The organism is Cronobacter dublinensis subsp. dublinensis LMG 23823, assembly GCF_001277235.1.
Lineage (GTDB): Bacteria > Pseudomonadota > Gammaproteobacteria > Enterobacterales > Enterobacteriaceae > Cronobacter > Cronobacter dublinensis.
Window position 1 is genome coordinate 310,715 of the sequence record NZ_CP012266.1, and the last position, 21,136, is coordinate 331,850.

Sequence of the window (21,136 nt, forward strand, 5' to 3'; positions counted from 1 at the left end):
TCGCCCCGGTCACTTACTTCAGTAAGCTCCCGGGGATTCCCCAGCTTGCCGCCTTCCCGAAATCCGAAATACACACGGATTAATTAAGAAGATCAGACGAACAGATTCATCTCCTGACGACTCATTCTTAAGAGAGGCAGAACATCATGACTATCCATAATCACACCCTCGGTTTTCCCCGCGTCGGCCTGCGTCGCGAACTGAAAAAAGCGCAAGAGAGCTACTGGGCGGGCAAGAGCACGCGTGAAGAGTTACTGGCGGTGGGCCGCGAGCTGCGCGCACGCCACTGGGAGCAGCAAAAAGCGGCGGGAATCGATCTGCTGCCGGTGGGGGATTTCGCCTGGTACGATCATGTTCTGACCACCAGCCTGCTGCTCGGTAACGTTCCGGCGCGCCATCAGAACGCCGACGGCACCGTCGATATTGATACCCTGTTCCGCATTGGCCGTGGCCGCGCGCCAACCGGCGAGCCCGCCGCCGCTGCCGAAATGACGAAATGGTTTAACACCAACTATCACTACATGGTGCCGGAATTCACCAAAGGCCAGCAGTTTGCGCTGACCTGGACGCAGCTGCTGGACGAAGTGGACGAAGCGCTGGCGCTCGGCCACCACGTTAAGCCGGTGCTGCTGGGCCCGGTCACTTACCTGTGGCTTGGCAAAGTGAAGGGCGAACACTTTGATCGTCTCTCGCTGCTGAACGAGATCCTGCCTGTCTACCAGCAGGTGCTGGCGGAGCTTGCGAAGCGCGGCATCCAGTGGGTGCAGATTGACGAACCGGCGCTGGTGCTGGAGCTGCCGCAGGCGTGGCTTGAGGCGTTCAAACCGGCTTACGAGGCGCTGAAAGGCCAGACTAAACTGCTGCTCACCACCTATTTTGAAGGCGTGAGCGACAATCTCGACACTATCACCGCGCTGCCGGTGCAGGGGCTGCATGTTGACCTGGTGCACGGCCATGACGACGTGAACGAACTGCATCGTCGCCTGCCGCAGGAGTGGCTGCTCTCGGCGGGTGTGATTAACGGGCGTAACGTCTGGCGCGCCGATCTCAGCGAAAAATATGCGCAGTTGAAGGCGGTCGCCGGGCAGCGCGAACTTTGGGTCGGCTCTTCCTGCTCGCTGCTGCACAGCCCGATTGATCTCAGCGTCGAGACCCGTCTGGATGCCGAGGTGAAAAGCTGGTTTGCCTTCGCGCTGCAAAAATGTGAGGAGCTGGCGCTGCTGCGTGACGCGCTGAACAGCGGCGATACGGCGAAAATCGACCAGTGGAGCGCGCCGATCCAGGCCCGTAAACACTCGGCCCGCGTGCATAACCCGGCGGTGGCGGAGCGCCTGCAGGCGATTACTCCGCAGGACAGCCAGCGCGCCCATGCGTACCCGGTGCGCGCCGAAGCGCAGCGCGCCCGCTTTAACCTGCCGGACTGGCCGACCACGACGATTGGCTCTTTCCCGCAGACAACGGAAATTCGCGGCCTGCGTCTGGATTTCAAAAAGGGCAATCTGGATGCGGCAAACTACCGTACCGGCATCGCGGAACATATTAAACAGGCGATCGTCGAGCAGGAGCGTCTGGGCCTTGACGTGCTGGTGCACGGTGAAGCCGAGCGTAACGACATGGTGGAATATTTCGGCGAGCATCTCGATGGTTTCGTTTTCACCCAGAACGGCTGGGTGCAGAGCTACGGCTCCCGCTGCGTGAAGCCGCCGGTGGTGATTGGCGACATTAGCCGTCCGGCGCCGATTACGGTCGAGTGGGCGAAATACGCGCAGTCGCTGACCGACAAACCGGTGAAAGGGATGCTGACGGGCCCGGTAACGATCCTGTGCTGGTCGTTCCCGCGTGAGGATGTCTCTCGCGAAACCATCGCGAAACAGATTGCGCTGGCGCTGCGCGACGAAGTCGCGGACCTCGAAGCCGCAGGCATTGGCATTATCCAGATTGACGAACCGGCGCTGCGTGAAGGGCTGCCGCTTAAGCGCAGCGACTGGGACGCGTATCTCGCCTGGGGCGTGGAGGCGTTTCGTCTGAATGCCGCCGTCGCGAAGGACGATACCCAAATTCACACCCACATGTGTTATTGCGAGTTCAACGACATCATGGACTCTATCGCGGCGCTGGATGCGGACGTGATCACCATTGAAACGTCACGTTCAGATATGGAGCTACTGGAGTCGTTCGAAGAGTTTGAATACCCGAACGAAATCGGGCCGGGCGTGTACGACATTCACTCGCCGAACGTGCCGGACGTGGCGTGGATTGAAGCGCTGCTGAAGAAAGCCGCGCAGCGTATTCCGCAGGCGCGTCTGTGGGTGAACCCGGATTGCGGCCTGAAAACCCGCGGCTGGCCGGAGACCCGCGCGGCCCTTGCCAATATGGTGAAAGCGGCGCAGAACCTGCGTCAGGCGTAACCGGTGTAATGATGTGATGTAGTGATGATAGCGGGCGGCGCTTCGCTTACCCGCCCTACGAAAAACAGCTTTCACATCTATGTAGGGCGGATAAGCGCAGCGCACCCGCCATGTATCCCATCGCCACACGCAAAAAATCGCCCGGCTCACCGGGCGATTTTCTTATCCTTTCTTACCACCGTATGTCTGAAACCACGCCAGCATCCGCTCCCAGCCATCTTTCGCGGATGCCTCGTGGTAACTCGGGCGATAATCGGCGTTAAACGCGTGGCCCGCGTCCGGGTAAACCACGATCTCCGCACTGGCATTCGCCGCGCGCAGGGCATGGCGCATAGTCTCCACGCTTTCCAGCGGAATGCCGGTATCCTGCGCGCCATACAGGCCCAGCACCGGCGCGGTAAGATCGGTCGCGATATCCACCGGATGTTTCGGCGAGTTCAGCGTCTTATCGCCGAGAAGCTTGCCATACCAGGCCACCGCGGCTTTCAGCTGCGGATTATGCGCGGCATACAGCCAGGCAATGCGACCGCCCCAGCAGAAGCCCGTCAGCGTAAGACGATGCGCGTCGCCGCCGTTGCGCGACGCCCAGCTTGCGACATGGTCTAAATCCGCCAGCACCTGCGCATCCGGTACTTTCGAAACCAGATTGCTTATCAGCGACGCGATATCCTCATAGTCATTCGGATCGCCCTGACGGAAATAGAGCTCCGGCGCCACCGCCAGATAGCCTTCCAGCGCCAGGCGACGGCAGATATCGCGAATATGTTCATGCACGCCGAAAATCTCCTGCACCACGATTACCACCGGCAGCGGGCCGTCGACCTCGCGCGGGCGGGCGTGATAAGCCGGCATATTTTCGCCCTGTGTCGGGATCGAGGTTTCGCCCGCGATAATGGCATCCTGCGGCGTATGAACTACCGTTGAAGCGACAGGGGAGACCGCAGCGGCAAAGCCCGCCGGATGGTCAGTTGTGTTGGTCATGGCATTCTCCGTACCCGTTATTGTTTTAGCGCGTCCGATAACTATAGCCTGCAGGCGGCGGGAGTGGGTGTGGCAAACCTCGGCATTAAAGAGCCGTGATCGCGCTTTTCGGGTTGTGAATGTGATCGCTATCACGAAATAATGGAAAATTAATGCAACTCCTTTCTTTTGAAGTGAATCCGGTCACGAAAAACGCCGGAAAGGTTCTGTAAAGTACCGTTTTGCTTCTCCTGACAAACCGACCCACAGAGGAGTCACCTATGTCTGATGTTTTTCACCTCGGCCTTAAAAAAAGCGATCTTCAGGGTGCAGAGCTTGCGATTGTTCCCGGCGACCCGGAGCGAGTGGAAAAGATCGCCGCGCTGATGGATAAGCCGGTTAAACTGGCCTCCCACCGTGAATTCACCTCCTGGCGCGCCGAGCTTGACGGCAAAGCGGTCATTATTTGCTCCACCGGCATCGGCGGCCCGTCGACCTCTATCGCTGTTGAAGAACTGGCGCAGCTCGGCATCCGCACCTTCTTGCGCGTGGGCACCACCGGTGCCATCCAGCCGCACATCAACGTCGGCGACGTGCTGGTCACCACCGCGTCGGTACGCCTTGACGGCGCCAGCCTGCACTTCGCACCGATGGAATACCCGGCGGTTGCCGATTTCGCCTGCACCACCGCGCTGGTGGAAGCCGCGAAAGCCGTTGGCGCCACCACGCACATCGGCGTGACCGCGTCTTCCGACACCTTCTATCCAGGCCAGGAGCGTTACGACACCTTCTCCGGCCGCGTGGTGAGCCGCTTTAACGGCTCCATGAAAGAGTGGCAGTCGATGGGCGTGATGAACTATGAAATGGAATCCGCTACGCTGCTGACCATGTGTTCAAGCCAGGGCCTGCGTGCCGGGATGGTGGCGGGCGTTATCGTCAATCGCACCCAGCAAGAGATCCCGAACGCGGAAACCATGAAACAAACCGAAAGCCACGCGGTGAAAATTGTGGTGGAAGCGGCGCGCCGTCTTCTCTGATCGTTCCTTTCAGGCCGGCACTCTGCCGGCCTTTTTGCGTAATGTCTCGCAGGAATAACGCGCCTTACAGAAAAACGCTTTTCCTCTGGAATTATGTACAGCACAATCCTCTCTGGCGTAATGCGCGGTTCAGGCAGGAGGCGTGGTGGAAATTTCATATCTGGTGTTAGCGGTGGTCGCGCTGGCGGGCGTTGCGGTAGGCTGGCTCATGTCGGGCCTGCGCACGGCCCAACAGAAAGCGGAGCTGCTGGCGGAGCAGCGCGATATCTATGGCGAGCTAAGCGCCGCTCGCGAGGCGCTGGCGCATAACCAGCACTGGCGCGACGAATGCGAGCTGCTTAATAACGAGCTGCGCAACCTGCGTGAAATCAACAGTTCGCTGGAATCCGATCTGCGCGAAGTCACTACGCGGCTTGAAGCCACGCAGGTGCATGCCGAAGAAAAGCTGCGCCAGATGATGAGCAGCGAACAACGCCTTAGCGAACAGTTTGAAAACCTCGCCAACCGTATTTTTGAGCAGAGCCGTCGCCAGGTCGACGAGCAAAACCGCCAGAGCCTTAATGGCCTGCTGTCGCCGCTGCGTGAGCAGCTCGACGGCTTTCGCCGCCAGGTGCAGGAAAGCTTCGGGCAGGAGGCGCGCGAGCGCCACACACTTGCCCACGAAATCCGCAATCTTCAGCAGCTGAATGCGCAAATGGCGCAGGAAGCCATCAACCTGACGCGCGCGTTAAAAGGCGACAACAAAGCCCAGGGCAATTGGGGCGAAGTGGTGCTTGCCCGTGTGCTGGAGGCCTCAGGCCTGCGCGAAGGGCATGAGTATGAAACGCAGGTCAATATTCAGCTTGCCGACCGCAGCCGCATGCAGCCGGACGTCATTGTTCGTCTGCCGCAGGGCAAGGATGTGGTGATTGACGCTAAAATGACCCTCGTGGCCTACGAGCGTTATTTCAACGCGGAGGATGACTACAGCCGCGATCTGGCCATCAACGAGCATATCGCCGCAATCCGTAACCATATCCGGCTTCTCGGCCGCAAGGATTACCAGCAACTGCCTGGGCTTCGCACGCTGGATTACGTGCTGATGTTTATCCCGGTCGAGCCCGCATTTTTACTGGCTATCGATAAACAGCCGGAGCTCATCAGCGAGGCGTTAAAAAACAATATTATGCTGGTGAGCCCGACCACGCTGCTGGTGGCGCTGCGCACCATTTCTAACCTCTGGCGTTATGAGCATCAAAGCCGCAACGCCCAGCAGATAGCCGATCGCGCGAGCCGCCTGTACGACAAAATGCGGCTGTTCGTGGACGACATGAGCGCCATCGGTCAGAACCTCGACAAAGCCAGCGACAGCTACCGGCAGGCGATGAAAAAGCTCACCACCGGGCGCGGCAATCTGCTCGCGCAGGCGGAGGCGTTCCGCGGGATGGGCGTCGAGGTGAAGCGCGAGATTAATCCGGATTTGGTCGAACAGGCGACGCAGGACGAAGAGGCGTTTGCGCTCCCCGATGCCGACGCGCTTACTAACGCTCCCGATGAAAACAGCCACTTAGCGGCGTTTCGCGTCGCGGGCGAGCGCTGAGCGGCGCGGCAATGCCGCCTTGAATCGTAGGGCAATTGCGGCCAATCTGTTACACTTCACAAACATTTCCTTGATAAGCAGGCACTGAGATGGTTGAAGATTCACAAGATACAACGCACTTTGGCTTTCAGACCGTAGCGAAAGAGCAAAAAGCGGATATGGTGGCGCAGGTCTTCCACTCCGTGGCGGCGAAATATGATGTCATGAACGACCTGATGTCGTTTGGCATTCATCGTCTGTGGAAGCGCTTCACTATCGATTGCAGCGGCGTGCGTCGCGGCCAGAAGGTGCTAGACCTGGCGGGCGGCACCGGCGATCTGACCGCCAAATTTTCCCGTCTGGTGGGCGAGAGCGGCAAAGTCGTACTCGCCGATATCAACGACTCCATGCTGAAAATGGGCCGCGAAAAGCTGCGTAATACCGGCATCGTCGGCAACGTCGAGTATGTTCAGGCTAATGCAGAAGCGCTGCCGTTCCCGGATAACACCTTTGACTGCATCACTATCTCCTTCGGCCTGCGTAACGTCACCGATAAAGAAAAAGCGCTGCGCTCCATGTTTCGCGTGCTGAAGCCGGGTGGTCGTCTGCTGGTGCTGGAGTTCTCCAAACCGGTATTTGAGCCGCTGAACAAAGCGTATGACGCTTACTCTTTCCATATTCTGCCGCGCGTTGGCGAACTGGTGGCTAAAGACGCTGGCAGCTATCGTTATCTCGCCGAATCTATCCGCATGCATCCTGATCAGGAAACCCTGAAGGCGATGATGAACGACGCGGGCTTTGAGAACGTCAACTACTACAACATGACCGGCGGGATCGTAGCGCTGCATCGCGGCTACAAATTCTGAGGAGGTGCCGGATGCGTTTCACTCCGCTAATGATGGCAGGCATTGAAGGCGCGCTGAACACGTTCCTGTATCGCGAGAGCGCGCTGAAAGCGCCGCGCCAGCGCCTGCAGGGCAAGGTACTGCGCGTGACGCTTGAAGAGATTTCCACGCCGCTGGTGCTGGTGTTCAGCGAGCAGCAACTGGATGTGCTCAGCAAATGGGAAGGCGAGGCGGATTGTACCGTCATCACCCGGCTTTCCGTGTTGCCGAAACTGCAGGACCGCCAGCAGCTGACCGCGCTTATCCGCAGCGGCGAGCTGGAAGTGCAGGGCGATTTGCAGGTGGTGCAGAATTTCGTCGCGCTGATGGATATGGCCGAGTTTGACCCTGCCGGATTGCTGGCACCGTGGGTCGGAGATATCGCGGCGGAAGGCATTGGTCGTGTAATGCGTCGTGGCGGGCAACTGCTGCAAAAAGGCTTTACGCGCAATCAGCAAAATCTTGCGCAAGCGATGACAGAAGAGTGGCGCGTCGCGCCGGGCGCGCTGGAAGTCGCCTGGTTTGCCGAAGAGATTTCGGCTATCGAGCGCAGCCTGGAAGGATTAACCAAACGGTTGGATAAACTGGAGGGCAAATGACGCCAGGTGAAATTCGGCGCCTTTATTTCATCATTAAAACGTTCCTGAGCTACGGCCTGGATGAGCTTATCCCGCGCATGCGTCTTACGTTGCCGCTGCGGGTCTGGCGTCGCGGGCTGTTCTGGCTGCCAAACCGCCACAAAGACCTTGAGCTTGGCACGCGCTTGCGTCTGGCATTGCAGGAGCTGGGCCCGGTGTGGATCAAGTTTGGCCAGATGCTCTCGACCCGCCGCGATCTCTTCCCGCCGGTTATCGCCGATCAGCTGGCGCTGTTGCAGGATCGCGTCGCCCCCTTCGATGGCCGGCTCGCGAAACAGCAGATCGAAAAAGCGATGGGCGATCAACCCGTCGAGGCCTGGTTTGATGACTTCGATATTACCCCGCTCGCGTCCGCCTCTATTGCGCAGGTGCATACCGCGCGTCTGAAAGAGAACGGCAAAGAGGTGGTCATTAAGGTGATCCGCCCCGATATCCTGCCGGTCATTAAAGCGGATATGAAGCTGATTTACCGCCTCGCGCGATGGGTGCCGCGTCTGCTGCCGGACGGTCGCCGTCTGCGCCCGATGGAAGTCGTGCGCGAGTATGAAAAAACGCTGCTTGATGAGCTCGATCTGCTGCGTGAAGCCGCTAACGCCATCCAGCTGCGCCGTAATTTTGAAAACAGCCCGATGCTTTACATCCCGGAAGTCTACTCGGACTACTGCAGCCCGACGATGATGGTGATGGAGCGCATCTATGGGATCCCGGTCAACGACGTCGCGGCGCTGGAAGCCAACGGAACCGACATGAAGCTGCTCGCCGAGCGCGGCGTTCAGGTCTTCTTTACCCAGGTCTTTCGCGACAGCTTCTTCCATGGCGATATGCATCCGGGCAACATTTTTGTCAGCCATGACCACCCGCATGACCCGCAATACATCGGCATCGACTGCGGCATCGTGGGCTCACTGAACAAAGAAGATAAGCGCTATCTGGCGGAAAACTTTATCGCCTTCTTCAACCGCGACTACCGCCGCGTGGCGGAGCTGCACGTTGATTCAGGCTGGGTTCCGCCAGACACAAACGTGGAAGAGTTCGAGTCGGCTATTCGTACCGTCTGTGAGCCGATTTTTGAAAAACCGCTCGCGGATATTTCGTTTGGTCATGTCCTGCTGAACCTGTTTAACACCGCGCGTCGCTTCAATATGGAAGTGCAGCCGCAGCTGGTGCTGCTGCAAAAAACGCTGCTGTATATTGAAGGCGTCGGGCGTCAGCTCTATCCGCAGCTCGATTTATGGAAAACGGCGAAACCTTTTCTGGAAAGCTGGATCAAAGATCAGGTGGGTTTCCCGGCGCTGGTACGCTCCTTTAAGGAAAAAGCGCCATTCTGGGCCGAGAAAATCCCGGAAATCCCTGAACTGGTCTACAACAGCCTGCGGCAAGGCAAACAACTGCAACAAAGTGTTGATAAGATTGCCCATGAGCTGCAGGAGCACCGCGTGAAGCAAGGACAATCGCGGTATCTGTTTGGCATTGGCGCCACGCTGATGCTGAGCGGCACGCTGCTCTTTATCAATCGTCCTGACTGGGGTATGTCGCCCGGATGGCTGATGGCAGGCGGGATCCTCGTCTGGCTTATCGGCTGGCGGCGCACCGACTAGCAGGCATTGTTATGTAACGGCCACGGGTATACTGTGGCCTGATGAATACCATTATCACTGGTAACTGAGGAAATGTATGGGTGGCATCAGTATCTGGCAGTTATTGATTATCGCTGTTCTGGTTGTTCTGCTTTTCGGCACCAAAAAGTTACGCTCGCTGGGCTCCGATCTCGGTGAATCCATCAAAGGCTTTAAAAAAGCGATGGGTGATGACGATAAACAGAAACAGAGCCAGGATGCAGATTTCACTGCGCCTGACGCGCAGGATAAACGAATCAGCGAAACCAAAAGCGACGTCGAGGCTGACGACGCCAAGAAACGTGATAAAGAGCAGGTGTAATCCGTGTTTGATATTGGATTTGGCGAACTGCTGCTGGTGTTTATTATCGGCCTTATCGTACTGGGGCCGCAGCGTTTGCCTGTGGCTGTCCGGACCGTCGCAGGCTGGGTACGCGCGCTGCGCTCGCTTGCGACCACCGTGCAGAATGAACTGACCCAGGAGCTGAAGATCCAGGAGTTTCAGGAAAGCCTGAAAAAAGTGGAAAAAGCGAGCATCGATAACCTCACGCCGGAGCTGAAGGCCTCCATGGATGAACTGCGTGAGGCGGCGGAATCGATGAAGCGGTCTTACAACGTTAACGACCCGGAAAAGGCGAGCGACGAAGCCCACACGATCCACAACCCGCTGGTTAAAGGCAACGAGGCCGAACATCAGGGCGTGACGCCTGCCAAAGCCGAGCATCAGGCTCAGTCGCCCGCACAAAAGCCGCAGCAGGATGTCCCGCACGCCCCAGCGACTGATGCGGCGATGGAACCTGCGGCGGCGGAGTCCGTACACCCTGACGCCGGGAATAACGCTGACGCTGCGCCCGCGCCCGCTGGCGTGCGCAAACCTGATGCCGTCTCTACCGTGAGTGATAAATCCTGACATGGCTGTTGAAGATACCCAACCCCTAATCAGTCACCTGATTGAACTGCGCAAGCGACTGCTGAACTGCATTATCGCGGTGCTGGTGATTTTCCTGGCGCTGGTCTATTTCGCCAACGATATCTATCAGCTGGTTTCCGCGCCGCTTATCAGCCAGATGCCGCATGGCGCGAGCATGATAGCGACCGATGTCGCGTCACCGTTCTTTACGCCTATCAAGCTGACCATGATGGTATCGGTGATCCTCTCCGCGCCGGTTATCCTGTATCAGGTCTGGGCGTTTGTCGCGCCCGCGCTCTACAAGCATGAAAGGCGCTTGATTGTCCCGCTGCTGGTGTCCAGTACGCTGCTCTTTTATATCGGCATGGCGTTCGCCTACTTCGTGGTGTTCCCGCTGGCGTTTGGCTTTTTGACCAAAACCGCGCCCGTCGGAGTGGTGGTGTCGACGGATATCACCAGCTATCTTGATTTCGTCATGGCGCTGTTTATGGCCTTCGGCGTGTCGTTTGAAGTCCCGGTCGCGATTGTGCTGCTGTGCTGGATGGGCGTCACGACGCCGCAGGATCTGCGTGAGAAACGCCCGTATGTCCTGGTCGGCGCGTTTGTCGTCGGGATGCTGCTCACCCCACCGGATGTATTCTCGCAAACGTTGCTGGCGATACCGATGTACTGCCTGTTTGAAGTCGGGATTTTCTTCTCGCGCTTTTACGTCGGGAAACGGCGTCCGCGCGAGGCGGATCCAGAAGAAGCAGAAGAATAACCCAACCGCCCGTCAGGGCGGTTTTCATATGGAAAGCGCGATGTTTGATATTGGCCTGAATATAACCAGCTCTCAGTTTGACCACGACAGGGACGAGATGATCGCCCGGGCACAGGCGGCGGGCGTCAATCGCATGCTCTTTACCGGCACCTCGCTTGACGAGAGCGAGCGCGCTTGCGCGTTCGCGAAACGCTATGAAGGCTGTTGGGCGACCGCAGGCGTTCACCCGCATGACGCCAGCACCTGGAGCGACGAGAGCGCGGCGCGGCTGCGCGCGCTGGCAGGCGACGCGCAGGTAGTGGCCATCGGTGAATGCGGGCTCGATTTCAACCGCAATTTTTCAACGCCTGCGCAGCAGGAGCATGCCTTTACCGAACAGCTGCGGCTGGCAGCAGAGCTCGCGCTGCCGGTGTTTTTACACTGCCGTGATGCGCATACGCGTTTTCTGGCGCTGCTGGATCCGTGGCTGGATAAGCTGCCGGGCGCGGTGCTGCACTGTTTTACCGGCAGCGAGCAGGAGGCGCGGGCGTGCCTGTCGCGTGGCCTGTATCTGGGCATTACCGGCTGGGTATGCGACGAGCGCCGCGGGCTCGAACTGCGCGCGCTGCTGCCTGTGATCCCGGCAGACCGTCTCCTGCTGGAGACCGACGCGCCGTATTTGCTGCCGCGCGATCTCATGCCCAAACCCGCATCGCGTCGCAACGAGCCATGCTGGCTGCCGCATATTCTCTCGCGTGTGGCGCAGTGGCGCGGCGACGATCCCGCCTGGCTGGAGGCAACTACTGACGCTAACGCGGCCCGTCTGTTTCTGAAAAGCGCCCGTGCTGCGTAAGGCGATAATCAGAACCCCACAGAGTGTGTATTTTTGCACGCTGTTGATACATCCCGTCCTGAAAGCCCGGTGATAAGCTTCCCGCCGGGGATTTTCCCTGTTTTCACAGCTGAGGGACGATGATGAAAAAAGTAACGACGGGAGCAGTAGCGCTGATGATGCTGGTGAGCGGGTCGGTCATGGCAATGGACAAAACCGCGACCGGCGCAGTGCTGGGTGCGACGGCGGGCGCTATCGCCGGCAAAGATGTTAAAAGCGCGGCGGGCGGCGCCATCATTGGCGCGGGTACCGGCGCGATGCTGAAAAAAGGCGATAAAGGCAAAGCCGCGCGGAAAGGCGGCGTGGCGGGCGCGGTCGTGGGCGCAGGCGTGGCGGCGGCAACCGGTAAGAGCGTCTTAAAAGGCGCGGCGGTCGGCGCAGGCGCGGGCGGCGTTATCGGCGAAGCGACGCATTAACGACAAATGGCGGCCTCGCGCCGCCATTTTACGGTTCGCGTTGTCCGTCAGACTTTACGGAATTCGGTATTTTTCACGCTCTGCAGCACCTGCTTATTCAGCAAATTCAACAGCAGCATGGAACGGGCCTCGCCATCGGGCTCGGTAAAAATCGCCTGCAACCCTTCAAACGCCCCTTCGGTAATAACGACCATATCGCCAGTGTGCGGCGTGTCCGGGTCGGTCACGTTTTCCGGCTGCCAGTCGAGTAACTGTTCGATGACGGTTTGCGGCACCATGGCGGGGCTTGAGCCGAAGCGGACGAAATGGCTGACGCCGCGCGTGGAACTGACCGTAGTAGTATGAATATCCTCCGGATCGAACCGGACGAAAAGATAGTTAGGGAAGAGCGGCTCGCTGACGGAAGTGCGTCTGCCTCGTACCATTTTATCGAGCGTAATCATTGGCGTAAGGCAGTTCACCGACTGTCGTTCAAGGTGCTCTTTGGCGCGCTGAAGTTGCCCGCGTTTACAGTACAGTAAATACCAGGATTGCATAATGACTCTTCTTACATGGCCGGACGCGCCAGCATAACAAAACCACCTCAGGATCGCTAAGGGCATTATACCGCGCTGTGCTATAGCCTGTGGTGATGATTCACGTTAATTTAACAAAATTACGGCATGCCTGCGGCGAACACCGTATAATAAAAAGCTTATTTTAAAGCCACGAATAACTGCATGAAATACCACGACCTACGCGAATTTCTGGCGCTGCTGGAGCAGCAGGGCGAACTCAAGCGCATCACATTGCCTGTCGATCCTTATCTGGAGATGACGGAAATCGCCGACCGCACGCTGCGGGCGGGCGGGCCGGCATTGCTGTTTGAAAACCCGAAAGGCCATACCATGCCAGTGCTCTGCAACCTGTTCGGCACGCCAAAACGCGTAGCGATGGGCATGGGGCAGGATGATGTCTCCGCGCTGCGTGAAGTCGGCAAGCTGCTGGCGTTTCTCAAAGAGCCGGAGCCGCCGCGCGGTTTTCGCGATCTCTTCGACAAGCTGCCGCAGTTTAAGCAGGTGCTGAATATGCCGACGAAGCGGCTGCGTAACGCGCCGTGTCAGCAGAAGGTGTGGCAGGGCGACGAGGTCGACCTGAACCGTATTCCCATTATGCAGTGCTGGCCGGAAGATGCCGCGCCGCTCATTACCTGGGGCCTGACGGTGACTCGCGGACCGCATAAAGAGCGCCAGAATCTCGGTATTTATCGTCAGCAGTTAATCGGCAAAAACAAACTGATTATGCGCTGGCTCTCGCACCGCGGCGGCGCGCTCGATTTTCAGGAGTGGTGCCAGACGCATCCGGGCGAGCGTTTCCCGGTTGCCGTGGCGCTCGGCGCTGACCCGGCCACCATTCTGGGCGCGGTGACGCCGGTGCCGGATACGCTCTCTGAATACGCGTTTGCCGGTCTGCTGCGCGGCACCAAAACGGAAGTGGTGAAGTGCCTGTCAAACGATCTCGAAATCCCGGCCAGCGCGGAAATCGTGCTGGAAGGGTATATCGAACCGGGCGAAGTCGCGCCGGAAGGCCCGTATGGCGACCATACCGGTTACTATAATGAGATTGATAATTTCCCGGTTTTCACCGTGACGCACGTGACGCAGCGTGAAGATGCGATTTATCACTCGACGTATACTGGCCGTCCGCCCGATGAGCCCGCCGTGCTTGGCGTGGCGCTGAATGAAGTTCTGGTGCCGATTCTGCAAAAGCAGTTCCCGGAAATCGTGGATTTCTATCTTCCGCCGGAAGGGTGCTCTTATCGGCTCGCGGTCGTGACGATGCGCAAGCAGTACGCTGGTCACGCGAAGCGCGTCATGATGGGCGTTTGGTCGTTCCTGCGCCAGTTTATGTATACCAAGTTCGTGATCGTTTGCGATGATGATGTGAACGCGCGCGACTGGAACGATGTTATCTGGGCCATTACGACCCGTATGGACCCGGCGCGCGACACGGTGATGGTGGAAAACACGCCGATCGATTATCTGGATTTCGCCTCGCCGGTTTCCGGTCTCGGCTCCAAAATGGGGCTCGACGCCACCAACAAATGGCCGGGCGAAACGCAGCGCGAGTGGGGCAGACCCATTAAAAAAGATCCCGATGTGACGGCGCGTATCGACGCCATCTGGGATGAGCTCGCGATTTTTCATGACGGAAAAGGCGCCTGACGCGCCGCCGTTGCAGTTGCATTATTGACCCGACAGAGGGAACGCATGACAACCTTAAGCTGTAAAGTGACCTCGGTAGAAGCCATCACGGATACCGTTTATCGCGTTCGTTTGGTGCCGGAAGCGGCCTTTTCGTTTCGTGCAGGTCAGTACCTGATGGTGGTAATGGATGAGCGGGACAAGCGCCCCTTTTCTATGGCCTCCACGCCGGATGAGCAGGGCTTTATCGAGCTGCATATCGGCGCGTCGGAACTTAACCTCTATGCGATGGCGGTAATGGACCGCATTCTCAAAGAGCGGGAAATCGTGGTCGATATTCCTCATGGCGAGGCGTGGCTGCGCGATGACGAAGAGCGTCCGCTGATTTTAATCGCAGGCGGAACGGGCTTCTCTTACGCGCGTTCTATTCTGCTGACGGCGTTGGCACGCAATCCGCATCGCGATATCACGATTTACTGGGGCGGGCGCGAAGAGAAACACCTCTACGATCTGGCAGAGCTGGAAGCGCTGTCGGTAGACCATCCGAACCTCAACATTGTACCGGTCGTTGAACAGCCGGACGAGGCGTGGCGCGGGCGCAGCGGCACCGTCCTCACGGCGGTCATGCAGGATTTCGGGACGCTTGCCGGGCATGATATTTATATCGCCGGACGTTTTGAGATGGCGAAAATCGCCCGTGACCTGTTCTGTAACGAACGCGGCGCGCGTGAAGACCGCCTGTTCGGCGACGCCTTCGCGTTTATCTGACCCGCCGAGTGTTACGCCAGCCCTGCGTCTTACGGGCTGGCGGCAATTTCCTTCCCTGACCACACATACAGCGGCTGATCGTTTTCCAGCAGGCAAAGCAGCGTATTGTTTTTGCGCTCCGGATGGTCAAGCTTTGCAGTCAACTGCGTCGCGATATGCTGTTGCCCCACGTTTTCGTCATACCGCTCCACGACAATGCTCTCCGGCACGATCCGGGATTCGTTCAGCACCTGCTGCATATACGCGTGATTTTGCGACGTATTAATAAGCAACGCCAGACAGCGCTGCGCCAGCGTCTCTTCAGACAGTTGCGCCTGCGCAGGCAATGTAAAAAACAGCGCAGCGGCAAGCGGCGCGAAGGTAAAGCATCCTTTCATGGTTTTCCCTGAAGTGAGGGGCGATAAAAAAGCCTGGCACAAACGTGGAAAATAAAAAACCCGCCCCTGACAGGCGGGAAGAACGGCAACTAAACTTTTCTCTCTGCGCCCTTGATGTCATAGCGGTATTGGCGGCGTTCGCGCGCCTCAGTCACTTACGCCAGTAAGCTCCCGGGATTCATTCACTTGCCGCCTTGCTCTGACATCAATGACATTGAGAGCAGGCTCTCACACGCGCTCAAACACCGTCGCAATCCCCTGGCCGAGGCCGATACACATGGTGGCGAGACCAAGCTGTGCGTCGCGGCGCTCCATCAGGTTGATAAGCGTGGTGCTGATGCGCGCGCCGGAGCAGCCGAGCGGGTGTCCGAGCGCGATCGCGCCGCCGTTGAGGTTGATCTTATCGTCCATCTGCTCCATCAGGCCCAGATCCTTGATACACGGCAGGATCTGCGCGGCGAACGCTTCGTTCATTTCAAAGACGTCGATGTCGCTCGCGGTCAGACCGGCTTTTTTCAGCGCCAGCTTCGACGCAGGAACCGGGCCATACCCCATAATTGACGGATCGCAGCCTACGACGGCCATCGAGCGAATACGGGCGCGCGGCGTCAGGCCGAGTTCACGCGCGCGCGACTCGCTCATCACCAGCATCGCTGCCGCGCCGTCAGAGAGCGCCGACGAAGTGCCCGCCGTCACGGTGCCATTGGCCGGATCAAACGCCGGTTTGAGCTGTGATAAGCCTTCAGCTGTCGTCTCCGGGCGGATGACTTCGTCAAAATCATAGCGTTTCAGCACGCCGTCCGCGTCATGGCCGCTGGTGGGCATGATTTCGTTTTTAAAATGCCCGGCCTGTGTGGCGGCCCAGGCGCGTTGATGCGAACGGGCGGCGAAGGCGTCCTGCATTTCACGGCTGATGCCGTGCATGCGCGAAAGCATTTCCGCCGTCAGCCCCATCATGCCTGCGGCTTTAGCCACGTTGCGGCTCAGGCCGGGATGGAAATCGACGCCGTGGTTCATTGGCACATGGCCCATATGCTCCACGCCGCCAACGAGGCAGACGCTGGCGTCGCCGGTCATTATCATGCGGGCCGCGTCGTGCAGCGCCTGCATTGACGAGCCGCACAGGCGGTTTACCGTCACGGCCGGTACGCGATGCGGGATTTCCGCCAGCAGCGCCGCGTTGCGGGCGATGTTAAAACCCTGCTCCAGGGTTTGCTGCACGCAGCCCCAGTAGATGTCGTCAATGTCATTAGCGTCCAGCGCCGGGTTGCGCGACAGCAGGCTGCGCATCAGGTGCGCGGAGAGATCTTCCGCGCGTACCTGGCGAAACGCGCCGCCTTTGGAGCGGCCCATCGGGGTGCGGATAGCATCAACAATTACAACCTTTTCCATTCGTCACTCCTTAAGCCGTTTGCAGGTTGCCCACCGGTTGGGCGGGTTCAACCTGGGGATAATAGGGCGCGTTATGGCTCGCTTTGTCGCGAAGCCCCGCAGGCGCTTCATACAGCGGCCCCAGATGCTGATAGTGCTGTGCCATATCGACATATTTCGCGCTGCCCTGGGTGTCGAGCCAGCGGAACGCGCCGCCGTGGAACGGCGGGAAGCCGAGACCATAGACCAGCGCCATGTCGGCTTCCGCCGGGCTGGCGATAATGCCTTCTTCCAGGCACCGCACCACTTCGTTAACCATTGGGATCATCATGCGCGCCACGATCTCTTCATCGCTGAACGCGCGTTTCGGCTGGCTCACCTCCGCCAGCAGGCTGTCGACGGCATCGTCCTGTTCTTTGCGCGGTTTGCCTTTACTGTCTTCTTTATAGGCGTAGAAGCCTTTACCGTTTTTCTGCCCGAAGCGGCCGGCGTCAAACAGCGCGTCGATAGCGTCGCGGTAGTCTTTCTGCATTCTTTCCGGGAAGCCCGCCGCCATCACGGCCTGGGCGTGGTGCGCGGTATCGATGCCGACGACATCCAGCAGATACGCCGGACCCATCGGCCAGCCGAACTGTTTTTCCATAACTTTATCAATCTGGCGGAAGTCGGCACCGTCGCGCAGCAGCTGGCTGAAACCGGCGAAGTAAGGGAACAGCACGCGGTTGACAAAAAAGCCGGGGCAGTCGTTAACGACGATCGGCGTTTTACCCATTTTGCTGGCCCAGGCGACGACTTTCGCGATGGTGTCGTCAGAGGTTTTTTCGCCGCGGATCACTTCGACCAGCGGCATGCGGTGCACCGGGTTGAAGAAGTGCATACCGCAGAAGTTTTCCGGGCGCTTGAGCACGCTCGCCAGTTCGCTGATAGGAATGGTGGAGGTGTTGGACGCGAGCACCGCATCAGGGCGCACCTTGTCTTCGGTCTCCGCCAGCACCGCTTTTTTCACTTTCGGGTTTTCGACCACGGCCTCTACGACGACATCGGCACGCTCAAAACCCGCGTAATCCAGCGTCGGGTGGATAGTCGCAATGACGCTCGCGAGCTTCAGCCCGTCGATTTTGCCGCGCTCCAGCTGTTTGTTCAGCAGCTTACTGGCCTCGCTGATGCCGAGCGTCAGCGACTTTTCATTTATATCTTTCATGATGACCGGCACGCCCTTCCAGGCGGACTGGTACGCAATGCCGCCGCCCATGATGCCTGCGCCGAGCACGGCCGCCTGTTTCGGGGTCTCCGTCGCTTTGGTTTGTTTTTTCGCGAGCCCTTTGACGTACTGATCGTTTAAAAAGATGCCGACCAGCGCGCGTGCTTCGTTAGATCGCGCCAGCGGAACAAAGCTTTTATTCTCCAGCGCCAGCGCGTCGTCGCGGCCCATTCCGGCGGCGGCTTCGATGGTTTTCACCGCCGTCATCGGCGCCGGGTAGTGTTTACCGGCGGTCTGCATGACCATGCCTTTGGCGATAGTAAAGCTCATGGCGGCTTCGATTTTGCTCAGGCGCAGCGGTTCAAGCTTCGGCTGGCGACGGGCCTGCCAGTCGAGATCGCCGTCGATGGCCTGACGCAGCATGCGCAGCGCGCCTTCAATCAGTTTTTCCGGTTTCACGACGGCATCCACCAGGCCCACTTTCAGCGCGGCGTCGGCGGTGATGTCTTTACCGGCGGCGATAATTTCCAGCGCGCTGTCGGCGCCCAGCAGACGGGGCAGACGTACAGAGCCGCCAAAGCCCGGCATGATGCCAAGCTTCGTTTCCGGCAGCCCGATGCGGGCATCCGGCGTGGCGAGACGGAAATCGGTCGCCAGCACGCATTCGCAGCCGCCGCCCAGCGCGTAGCCGTTGATGGCGGAAAGGGTCGGCACCGGCAAATCTTCAAGACGGTTAAACACGCTGTTGGCGAAGTGCAGCCACTGGCTCAGTTGCTCAGCGGGCACCTGGAACAGCGAGAGGAATTCGGTAATGTCGGCCCCGACGATAAACGCCGCTTTTTCTGAGCGCAGCAGCAGGGCTTTAAGACGGGGTTCTTTTTCCAGCACATCCAGCGCGTGGCCAAGGCTTGCCACGGTCGCGGTATCAAGCTTGTTCACCGAGCCGGGGGCATCGAACACCAGTTCGGCAATGCCGTCTTCCAGCCAGTTAAGGTACAGGGTGTCGCCTTTGTAGAGCATGTCGGTCTCCTGAATCCAGCAAGGGGATCTGGTCGTACCAGATGAAGCGGAGTGTGGATTTGATGTTAATGAAATGCAAATTACTGTTTAAATATTTGCAAACGCGATCACGGATGGTGGAAAACGCTCGGGTGATAAACCGGTGTGCTAAGATGCCCGGGTTGAGAGCTCAAACTTTAAAGGTAAAGTATGGATTCGCTGACCACCCTCTATAAAAATCATCTGGATACGCTCCAGGAGCGTACCCGCAATGTTCTCGCCCGTTTTAACCTGGACGCGCTGCTGATCCACTCCGGCGAGCTGTTTAACGTCTTTCTGGACGATCACGCTTATCCGTTTAAGGTGAACCCGCAATTTAAGGCGTGGGTGCCCGTAATCCAGGTGCCGAACTGCTGGCTGCTGGTGGATGGCGTCAATAAGCCAAAGCTGTGGTTTTATCTGCCGGTGGATTACTGGCATAACGTGGAGCCGCTGCCGAACGCGTTCTGGACGCAAGAGATAGATATCATCGCGCTGCCGAAAGCCGATGAGATTGGCGGCCTGCTGCCTGCCGCGCGCGGTAATATCGCCTATATCGGCCCGGTGCCGGAGCGCGCGCTGAAGCTGGATATCCCGGCGGATAAAGTGAACCCGAAAGGGGTTATCGACTACCTGCATTTCTGGCGCGCGTATAAGACGGATTATGAGCTGGCGTGCATGCGCGAGGCGCAGAAGACGGCGGTTAACGGTCATCGCGCCGCGCATGAGGCGTTTCTTTCCGGGATGAGCGAGTTTGATATCAATCTCGCTTACCTGACCGCGACTGGCCATCGCGATACCGACGTGCCGTACAGCAATATCGTGGCGCTGAACGAACACGCCGCCGTGCTGCATTACACCCGTCTCGATCACCGTGCGCCGTCTGAAATGCGCAGCTTCCTGCTGGACGCGGGCGCGGAATATAACGGCTATGCGGCGGATTTAACCCGCACCTGGGCCGCCGACAGCGACAGCGATTTCGCCGCCCTTATTAAAGATGTGAATGAAGAGCAACTGGCGCTGATTGGCACCATGAAAGCGGGCGTCAGCTACATTGATTACCATATCCAGTTTCATCAGCGCATCGCGAAACTGCTGCGCCGCCATCAGATAGTCACGGACATCAGCGAAGAGGCGATGGTGGAAGCGGACATTACCGGGCCGTTTATGCCGCACGGTATCGGCCACCCGCTGGGCTTACAGGTGCATGACGTCGCGGGCTTTATGCAGGACGATACCGGAACGCACCTGGCGGCGCCGGGGAAATATCCGTATCTGCGCTGCACGCGCGTAGTGCAGCCGCGTATGGTGCTGACGATTGAGCCGGGAATTTACTTTATCGAGTCACTGCTGGCGCCGTGGCGAGAAGGTGAGTTCAGCAAGCATTTCAACTGGCAGAAAATTGAAGCGCTGAAGCCGTTTGGCGGCATTCGCATTGAAGATAACGTGATCATTCACGAGCACGGCGTGGAAAATATGACCCGGGACCTGAAGCTGGCCTGATGGAGAGCTGGCTGGTTCCGGCTGCGCCGGTGATATTTACGGAAGAGATCAAAAAGAGCCGCTTCATTACGCTCCTCGGGCATACCGAGGGCGTGGAGGCGGCGAAAGCGTTTGTCGCGCAGGCGCGCGCCGACTACCCAGACGCCCGGCATTATTGCCAGGCCTGGGTTGCGGGCGCGCCCGATGATTCTCAGCAACTGGGCTTCTCGGACGACGGCGAACCGGCAGGCACCGCCGGAAAACCGATGCTCGCGCAGCTGATGGGCAGCGGCGTCGGGGAAGTGACCGCAGTGGTGGTGCGCTACTTCGGCGGCGTGAAGCTTGGCACCGGCGGCCTGGTGAAAGCCTATGGCGGCGGCGTTCAGCAGGCGCTGGCGCAGCTTGCGACCACGCTCAAAGTGCCGATGACGGAATATACGTTGCTGTGTGATTACGCGCAGCTCGCGGGTGTCGAAGCGCTGCTCGCCCAGTTTAATGGCCGCGTCGTGCAGAGCGAATTTCAGGCAAGCGTGGCGCTTAGGGTGGCGCTGGCGCAGACGCAGGTGGCGGCTTTTTCAGCAAAGCTCGCCGACTTTAGCCGTGGCGCATTGCATTTGCTGTCGGTTGAATAATAATCCTCCCCTTCATTTTGATTCCA

At 58.7% G+C, this 21,136-nt stretch carries 20 protein-coding genes; 15 read left to right on the plus strand and 5 right to left on the minus strand.

All coding sequences use genetic code 11. The annotated features are described in order from the left end of the window. The first annotated feature begins 146 nt into the window (after positions 1-146). On the plus strand, positions 147-2,408 hold the full coding sequence (gene metE, locus AFK67_RS01455; RefSeq protein WP_007717137.1) for a 5-methyltetrahydropteroyltriglutamate--homocysteine S-methyltransferase: 2,262 nt from the start codon (positions 147-149) through the stop codon (positions 2,406-2,408). 162 nt (positions 2,409-2,570) lie between these two features. Here metE and AFK67_RS01460 read toward each other — a convergent pair whose 3' ends face one another. Then, positions 2,571-3,389 (minus strand): dienelactone hydrolase family protein, encoded by an 819-nt coding sequence (locus AFK67_RS01460; RefSeq protein ID WP_007717139.1) that lies wholly within the window; start codon positions 3,387-3,389, stop codon positions 2,571-2,573. 260 nt (positions 3,390-3,649) lie between these two features. Here AFK67_RS01460 and udp point away from each other — a divergent pair, with 260 nt between their 5' ends. From udp to AFK67_RS01510, 10 genes are all read left to right on the plus strand, one after another. Beyond that, positions 3,650-4,405 carry a uridine phosphorylase gene (udp, locus tag AFK67_RS01465; protein ID WP_007717145.1) on the plus strand — a complete coding sequence of 252 codons (756 nt, stop codon included), beginning with the start codon at positions 3,650-3,652 and terminating at the stop codon, positions 4,403-4,405. A gap of 145 nt (positions 4,406-4,550) precedes the next feature. Further along, positions 4,551-5,984, plus strand: a complete 1,434-nt coding sequence (gene rmuC / locus AFK67_RS01470) for a DNA recombination protein RmuC (RefSeq protein WP_007717147.1) — start codon at positions 4,551-4,553, stop codon at positions 5,982-5,984. Positions 5,985-6,073: 89 nt separating this feature from the next. Beyond that, positions 6,074-6,829: a bifunctional demethylmenaquinone methyltransferase/2-methoxy-6-polyprenyl-1,4-benzoquinol methylase UbiE gene (gene ubiE / locus AFK67_RS01475; protein ID WP_007704556.1), complete on the plus strand. Its 756-nt coding sequence runs from the start codon at positions 6,074-6,076 to the stop codon at positions 6,827-6,829. Between the two features lie 11 nt (positions 6,830-6,840). Beyond that, positions 6,841-7,446 carry a ubiquinone biosynthesis protein UbiJ gene (ubiJ, locus tag AFK67_RS01480; protein ID WP_007717148.1) on the plus strand — a complete coding sequence of 202 codons (606 nt, stop codon included), beginning with the start codon at positions 6,841-6,843 and terminating at the stop codon, positions 7,444-7,446. Continuing rightward, positions 7,443-9,083, plus strand: a complete 1,641-nt coding sequence (gene ubiB / locus AFK67_RS01485) for a ubiquinone biosynthesis regulatory protein kinase UbiB (RefSeq protein WP_007717151.1) — start codon at positions 7,443-7,445, stop codon at positions 9,081-9,083. Before ubiJ ends, ubiB begins: the two co-directional genes overlap by 4 nt. 76 nt (positions 9,084-9,159) lie before the next feature. Further along, positions 9,160-9,423, plus strand: coding sequence for a Sec-independent protein translocase subunit TatA (gene tatA, locus AFK67_RS01490; RefSeq protein WP_007717153.1), 264 nt, complete (start codon positions 9,160-9,162; stop codon positions 9,421-9,423). Positions 9,424-9,426: 3 nt separating this feature from the next. Beyond that, the gene (gene tatB, locus AFK67_RS01495; RefSeq protein ID WP_007717156.1) at positions 9,427-10,011 is read left to right on the plus strand and encodes a Sec-independent protein translocase protein TatB; all 585 of its coding nucleotides are present in this window, start codon (positions 9,427-9,429) and stop codon (positions 10,009-10,011) included. 1 nt (position 10,012) lies between these two features. Further along, entirely contained in the window at positions 10,013-10,771 is a 759-nt protein-coding gene (gene tatC / locus AFK67_RS01500) for a Sec-independent protein translocase subunit TatC (protein ID WP_007717159.1), read from the plus strand. A gap of 40 nt (positions 10,772-10,811) precedes the next feature. Continuing rightward, positions 10,812-11,603 carry a 3'-5' ssDNA/RNA exonuclease TatD gene (gene tatD / locus AFK67_RS01505; RefSeq protein WP_032966883.1) on the plus strand — a complete coding sequence of 264 codons (792 nt, stop codon included), beginning with the start codon at positions 10,812-10,814 and terminating at the stop codon, positions 11,601-11,603. 122 nt (positions 11,604-11,725) lie between these two features. Next, positions 11,726-12,058, plus strand: coding sequence for a hypothetical protein (locus tag AFK67_RS01510; protein ID WP_038875321.1), 333 nt, complete (start codon positions 11,726-11,728; stop codon positions 12,056-12,058). A 47-nt stretch (positions 12,059-12,105) separates the two neighbouring features. On the opposite strand, the gene rfaH is transcribed toward AFK67_RS01510, so the two are convergent. After that, a complete protein-coding gene (gene rfaH / locus AFK67_RS01515; RefSeq protein WP_007717171.1) occupies positions 12,106-12,594 on the minus strand; it encodes a transcription/translation regulatory transformer protein RfaH in 489 nt (162 codons plus the stop codon). Between the two features lie 183 nt (positions 12,595-12,777). Between rfaH and ubiD the strand changes: the two genes are divergently transcribed. Both ubiD and fre read left to right on the plus strand, forming a co-directional pair. Next, positions 12,778-14,262: a 4-hydroxy-3-polyprenylbenzoate decarboxylase gene (gene ubiD, locus AFK67_RS01520; protein ID WP_007717173.1), complete on the plus strand. Its 1,485-nt coding sequence runs from the start codon at positions 12,778-12,780 to the stop codon at positions 14,260-14,262. 45 nt (positions 14,263-14,307) lie between these two features. Further along, a complete protein-coding gene (fre, locus tag AFK67_RS01525) occupies positions 14,308-15,009 on the plus strand; it encodes an NAD(P)H-flavin reductase (RefSeq protein ID WP_007717175.1) in 702 nt (233 codons plus the stop codon). A 29-nt stretch (positions 15,010-15,038) separates the two neighbouring features. On the opposite strand, the gene AFK67_RS01530 is transcribed toward fre, so the two are convergent. From AFK67_RS01530 to fadB, 3 genes are all read right to left on the minus strand, one after another. After that, positions 15,039-15,386 (minus strand): hypothetical protein, encoded by a 348-nt coding sequence (locus AFK67_RS01530; RefSeq protein WP_038885132.1) that lies wholly within the window; start codon positions 15,384-15,386, stop codon positions 15,039-15,041. Positions 15,387-15,614: 228 nt separating this feature from the next. Next, complete coding sequence (gene fadA / locus AFK67_RS01535; protein ID WP_007717179.1) at positions 15,615-16,778, minus strand: acetyl-CoA C-acyltransferase FadA; 1,164 nt, start codon at positions 16,776-16,778, stop codon at positions 15,615-15,617. 10 nt (positions 16,779-16,788) lie between these two features. Continuing rightward, positions 16,789-18,978 carry a fatty acid oxidation complex subunit alpha FadB gene (gene fadB, locus AFK67_RS01540; protein WP_007717180.1) on the minus strand — a complete coding sequence of 730 codons (2,190 nt, stop codon included), beginning with the start codon at positions 18,976-18,978 and terminating at the stop codon, positions 16,789-16,791. Positions 18,979-19,167: 189 nt separating this feature from the next. Between fadB and pepQ the strand changes: the two genes are divergently transcribed. Next, entirely contained in the window at positions 19,168-20,499 is a 1,332-nt protein-coding gene (gene pepQ / locus AFK67_RS01545; protein ID WP_007717181.1) for a Xaa-Pro dipeptidase, read from the plus strand. Further along, positions 20,499-21,110: an IMPACT family protein gene (locus AFK67_RS01550; protein ID WP_007717184.1), complete on the plus strand. Its 612-nt coding sequence runs from the start codon at positions 20,499-20,501 to the stop codon at positions 21,108-21,110. The genes pepQ and AFK67_RS01550 overlap by 1 nt, the downstream gene beginning before the upstream one ends. Positions 21,111-21,136 lie beyond the last annotated feature (26 nt).

Coding starts and splice junctions, on each gene's coding strand:
- metE (WP_007717137.1), top strand. CDS start 147: ATGACTATCCATAATCACACCCTCGGTTTTCCCCGCGTCGGCCTGCGT.
- AFK67_RS01460 (WP_007717139.1), bottom strand. CDS start 3,389: ATGACCAACACAACTGACCATCCGGCGGGCTTTGCCGCTGCGGTCTCC.
- udp (WP_007717145.1), top strand. CDS start 3,650: ATGTCTGATGTTTTTCACCTCGGCCTTAAAAAAAGCGATCTTCAGGGT.
- ubiE (WP_007704556.1), top strand. CDS start 6,074: ATGGTTGAAGATTCACAAGATACAACGCACTTTGGCTTTCAGACCGTA.
- ubiJ (WP_007717148.1), top strand. CDS start 6,841: ATGCGTTTCACTCCGCTAATGATGGCAGGCATTGAAGGCGCGCTGAAC.
- ubiB (WP_007717151.1), top strand. CDS start 7,443: ATGACGCCAGGTGAAATTCGGCGCCTTTATTTCATCATTAAAACGTTC.
- tatA (WP_007717153.1), top strand. CDS start 9,160: ATGGGTGGCATCAGTATCTGGCAGTTATTGATTATCGCTGTTCTGGTT.
- tatC (WP_007717159.1), top strand. CDS start 10,013: ATGGCTGTTGAAGATACCCAACCCCTAATCAGTCACCTGATTGAACTG.
- tatD (WP_032966883.1), top strand. CDS start 10,812: ATGTTTGATATTGGCCTGAATATAACCAGCTCTCAGTTTGACCACGAC.
- AFK67_RS01510 (WP_038875321.1), top strand. CDS start 11,726: ATGAAAAAAGTAACGACGGGAGCAGTAGCGCTGATGATGCTGGTGAGC.
- rfaH (WP_007717171.1), bottom strand. CDS start 12,594: ATGCAATCCTGGTATTTACTGTACTGTAAACGCGGGCAACTTCAGCGC.
- ubiD (WP_007717173.1), top strand. CDS start 12,778: ATGAAATACCACGACCTACGCGAATTTCTGGCGCTGCTGGAGCAGCAG.
- fre (WP_007717175.1), top strand. CDS start 14,308: ATGACAACCTTAAGCTGTAAAGTGACCTCGGTAGAAGCCATCACGGAT.
- AFK67_RS01530 (WP_038885132.1), bottom strand. CDS start 15,386: ATGAAAGGATGCTTTACCTTCGCGCCGCTTGCCGCTGCGCTGTTTTTT.
- fadA (WP_007717179.1), bottom strand. CDS start 16,778: ATGGAAAAGGTTGTAATTGTTGATGCTATCCGCACCCCGATGGGCCGC.
- fadB (WP_007717180.1), bottom strand. CDS start 18,978: ATGCTCTACAAAGGCGACACCCTGTACCTTAACTGGCTGGAAGACGGC.
- pepQ (WP_007717181.1), top strand. CDS start 19,168: ATGGATTCGCTGACCACCCTCTATAAAAATCATCTGGATACGCTCCAG.
- AFK67_RS01550 (WP_007717184.1), top strand. CDS start 20,499: ATGGAGAGCTGGCTGGTTCCGGCTGCGCCGGTGATATTTACGGAAGAG.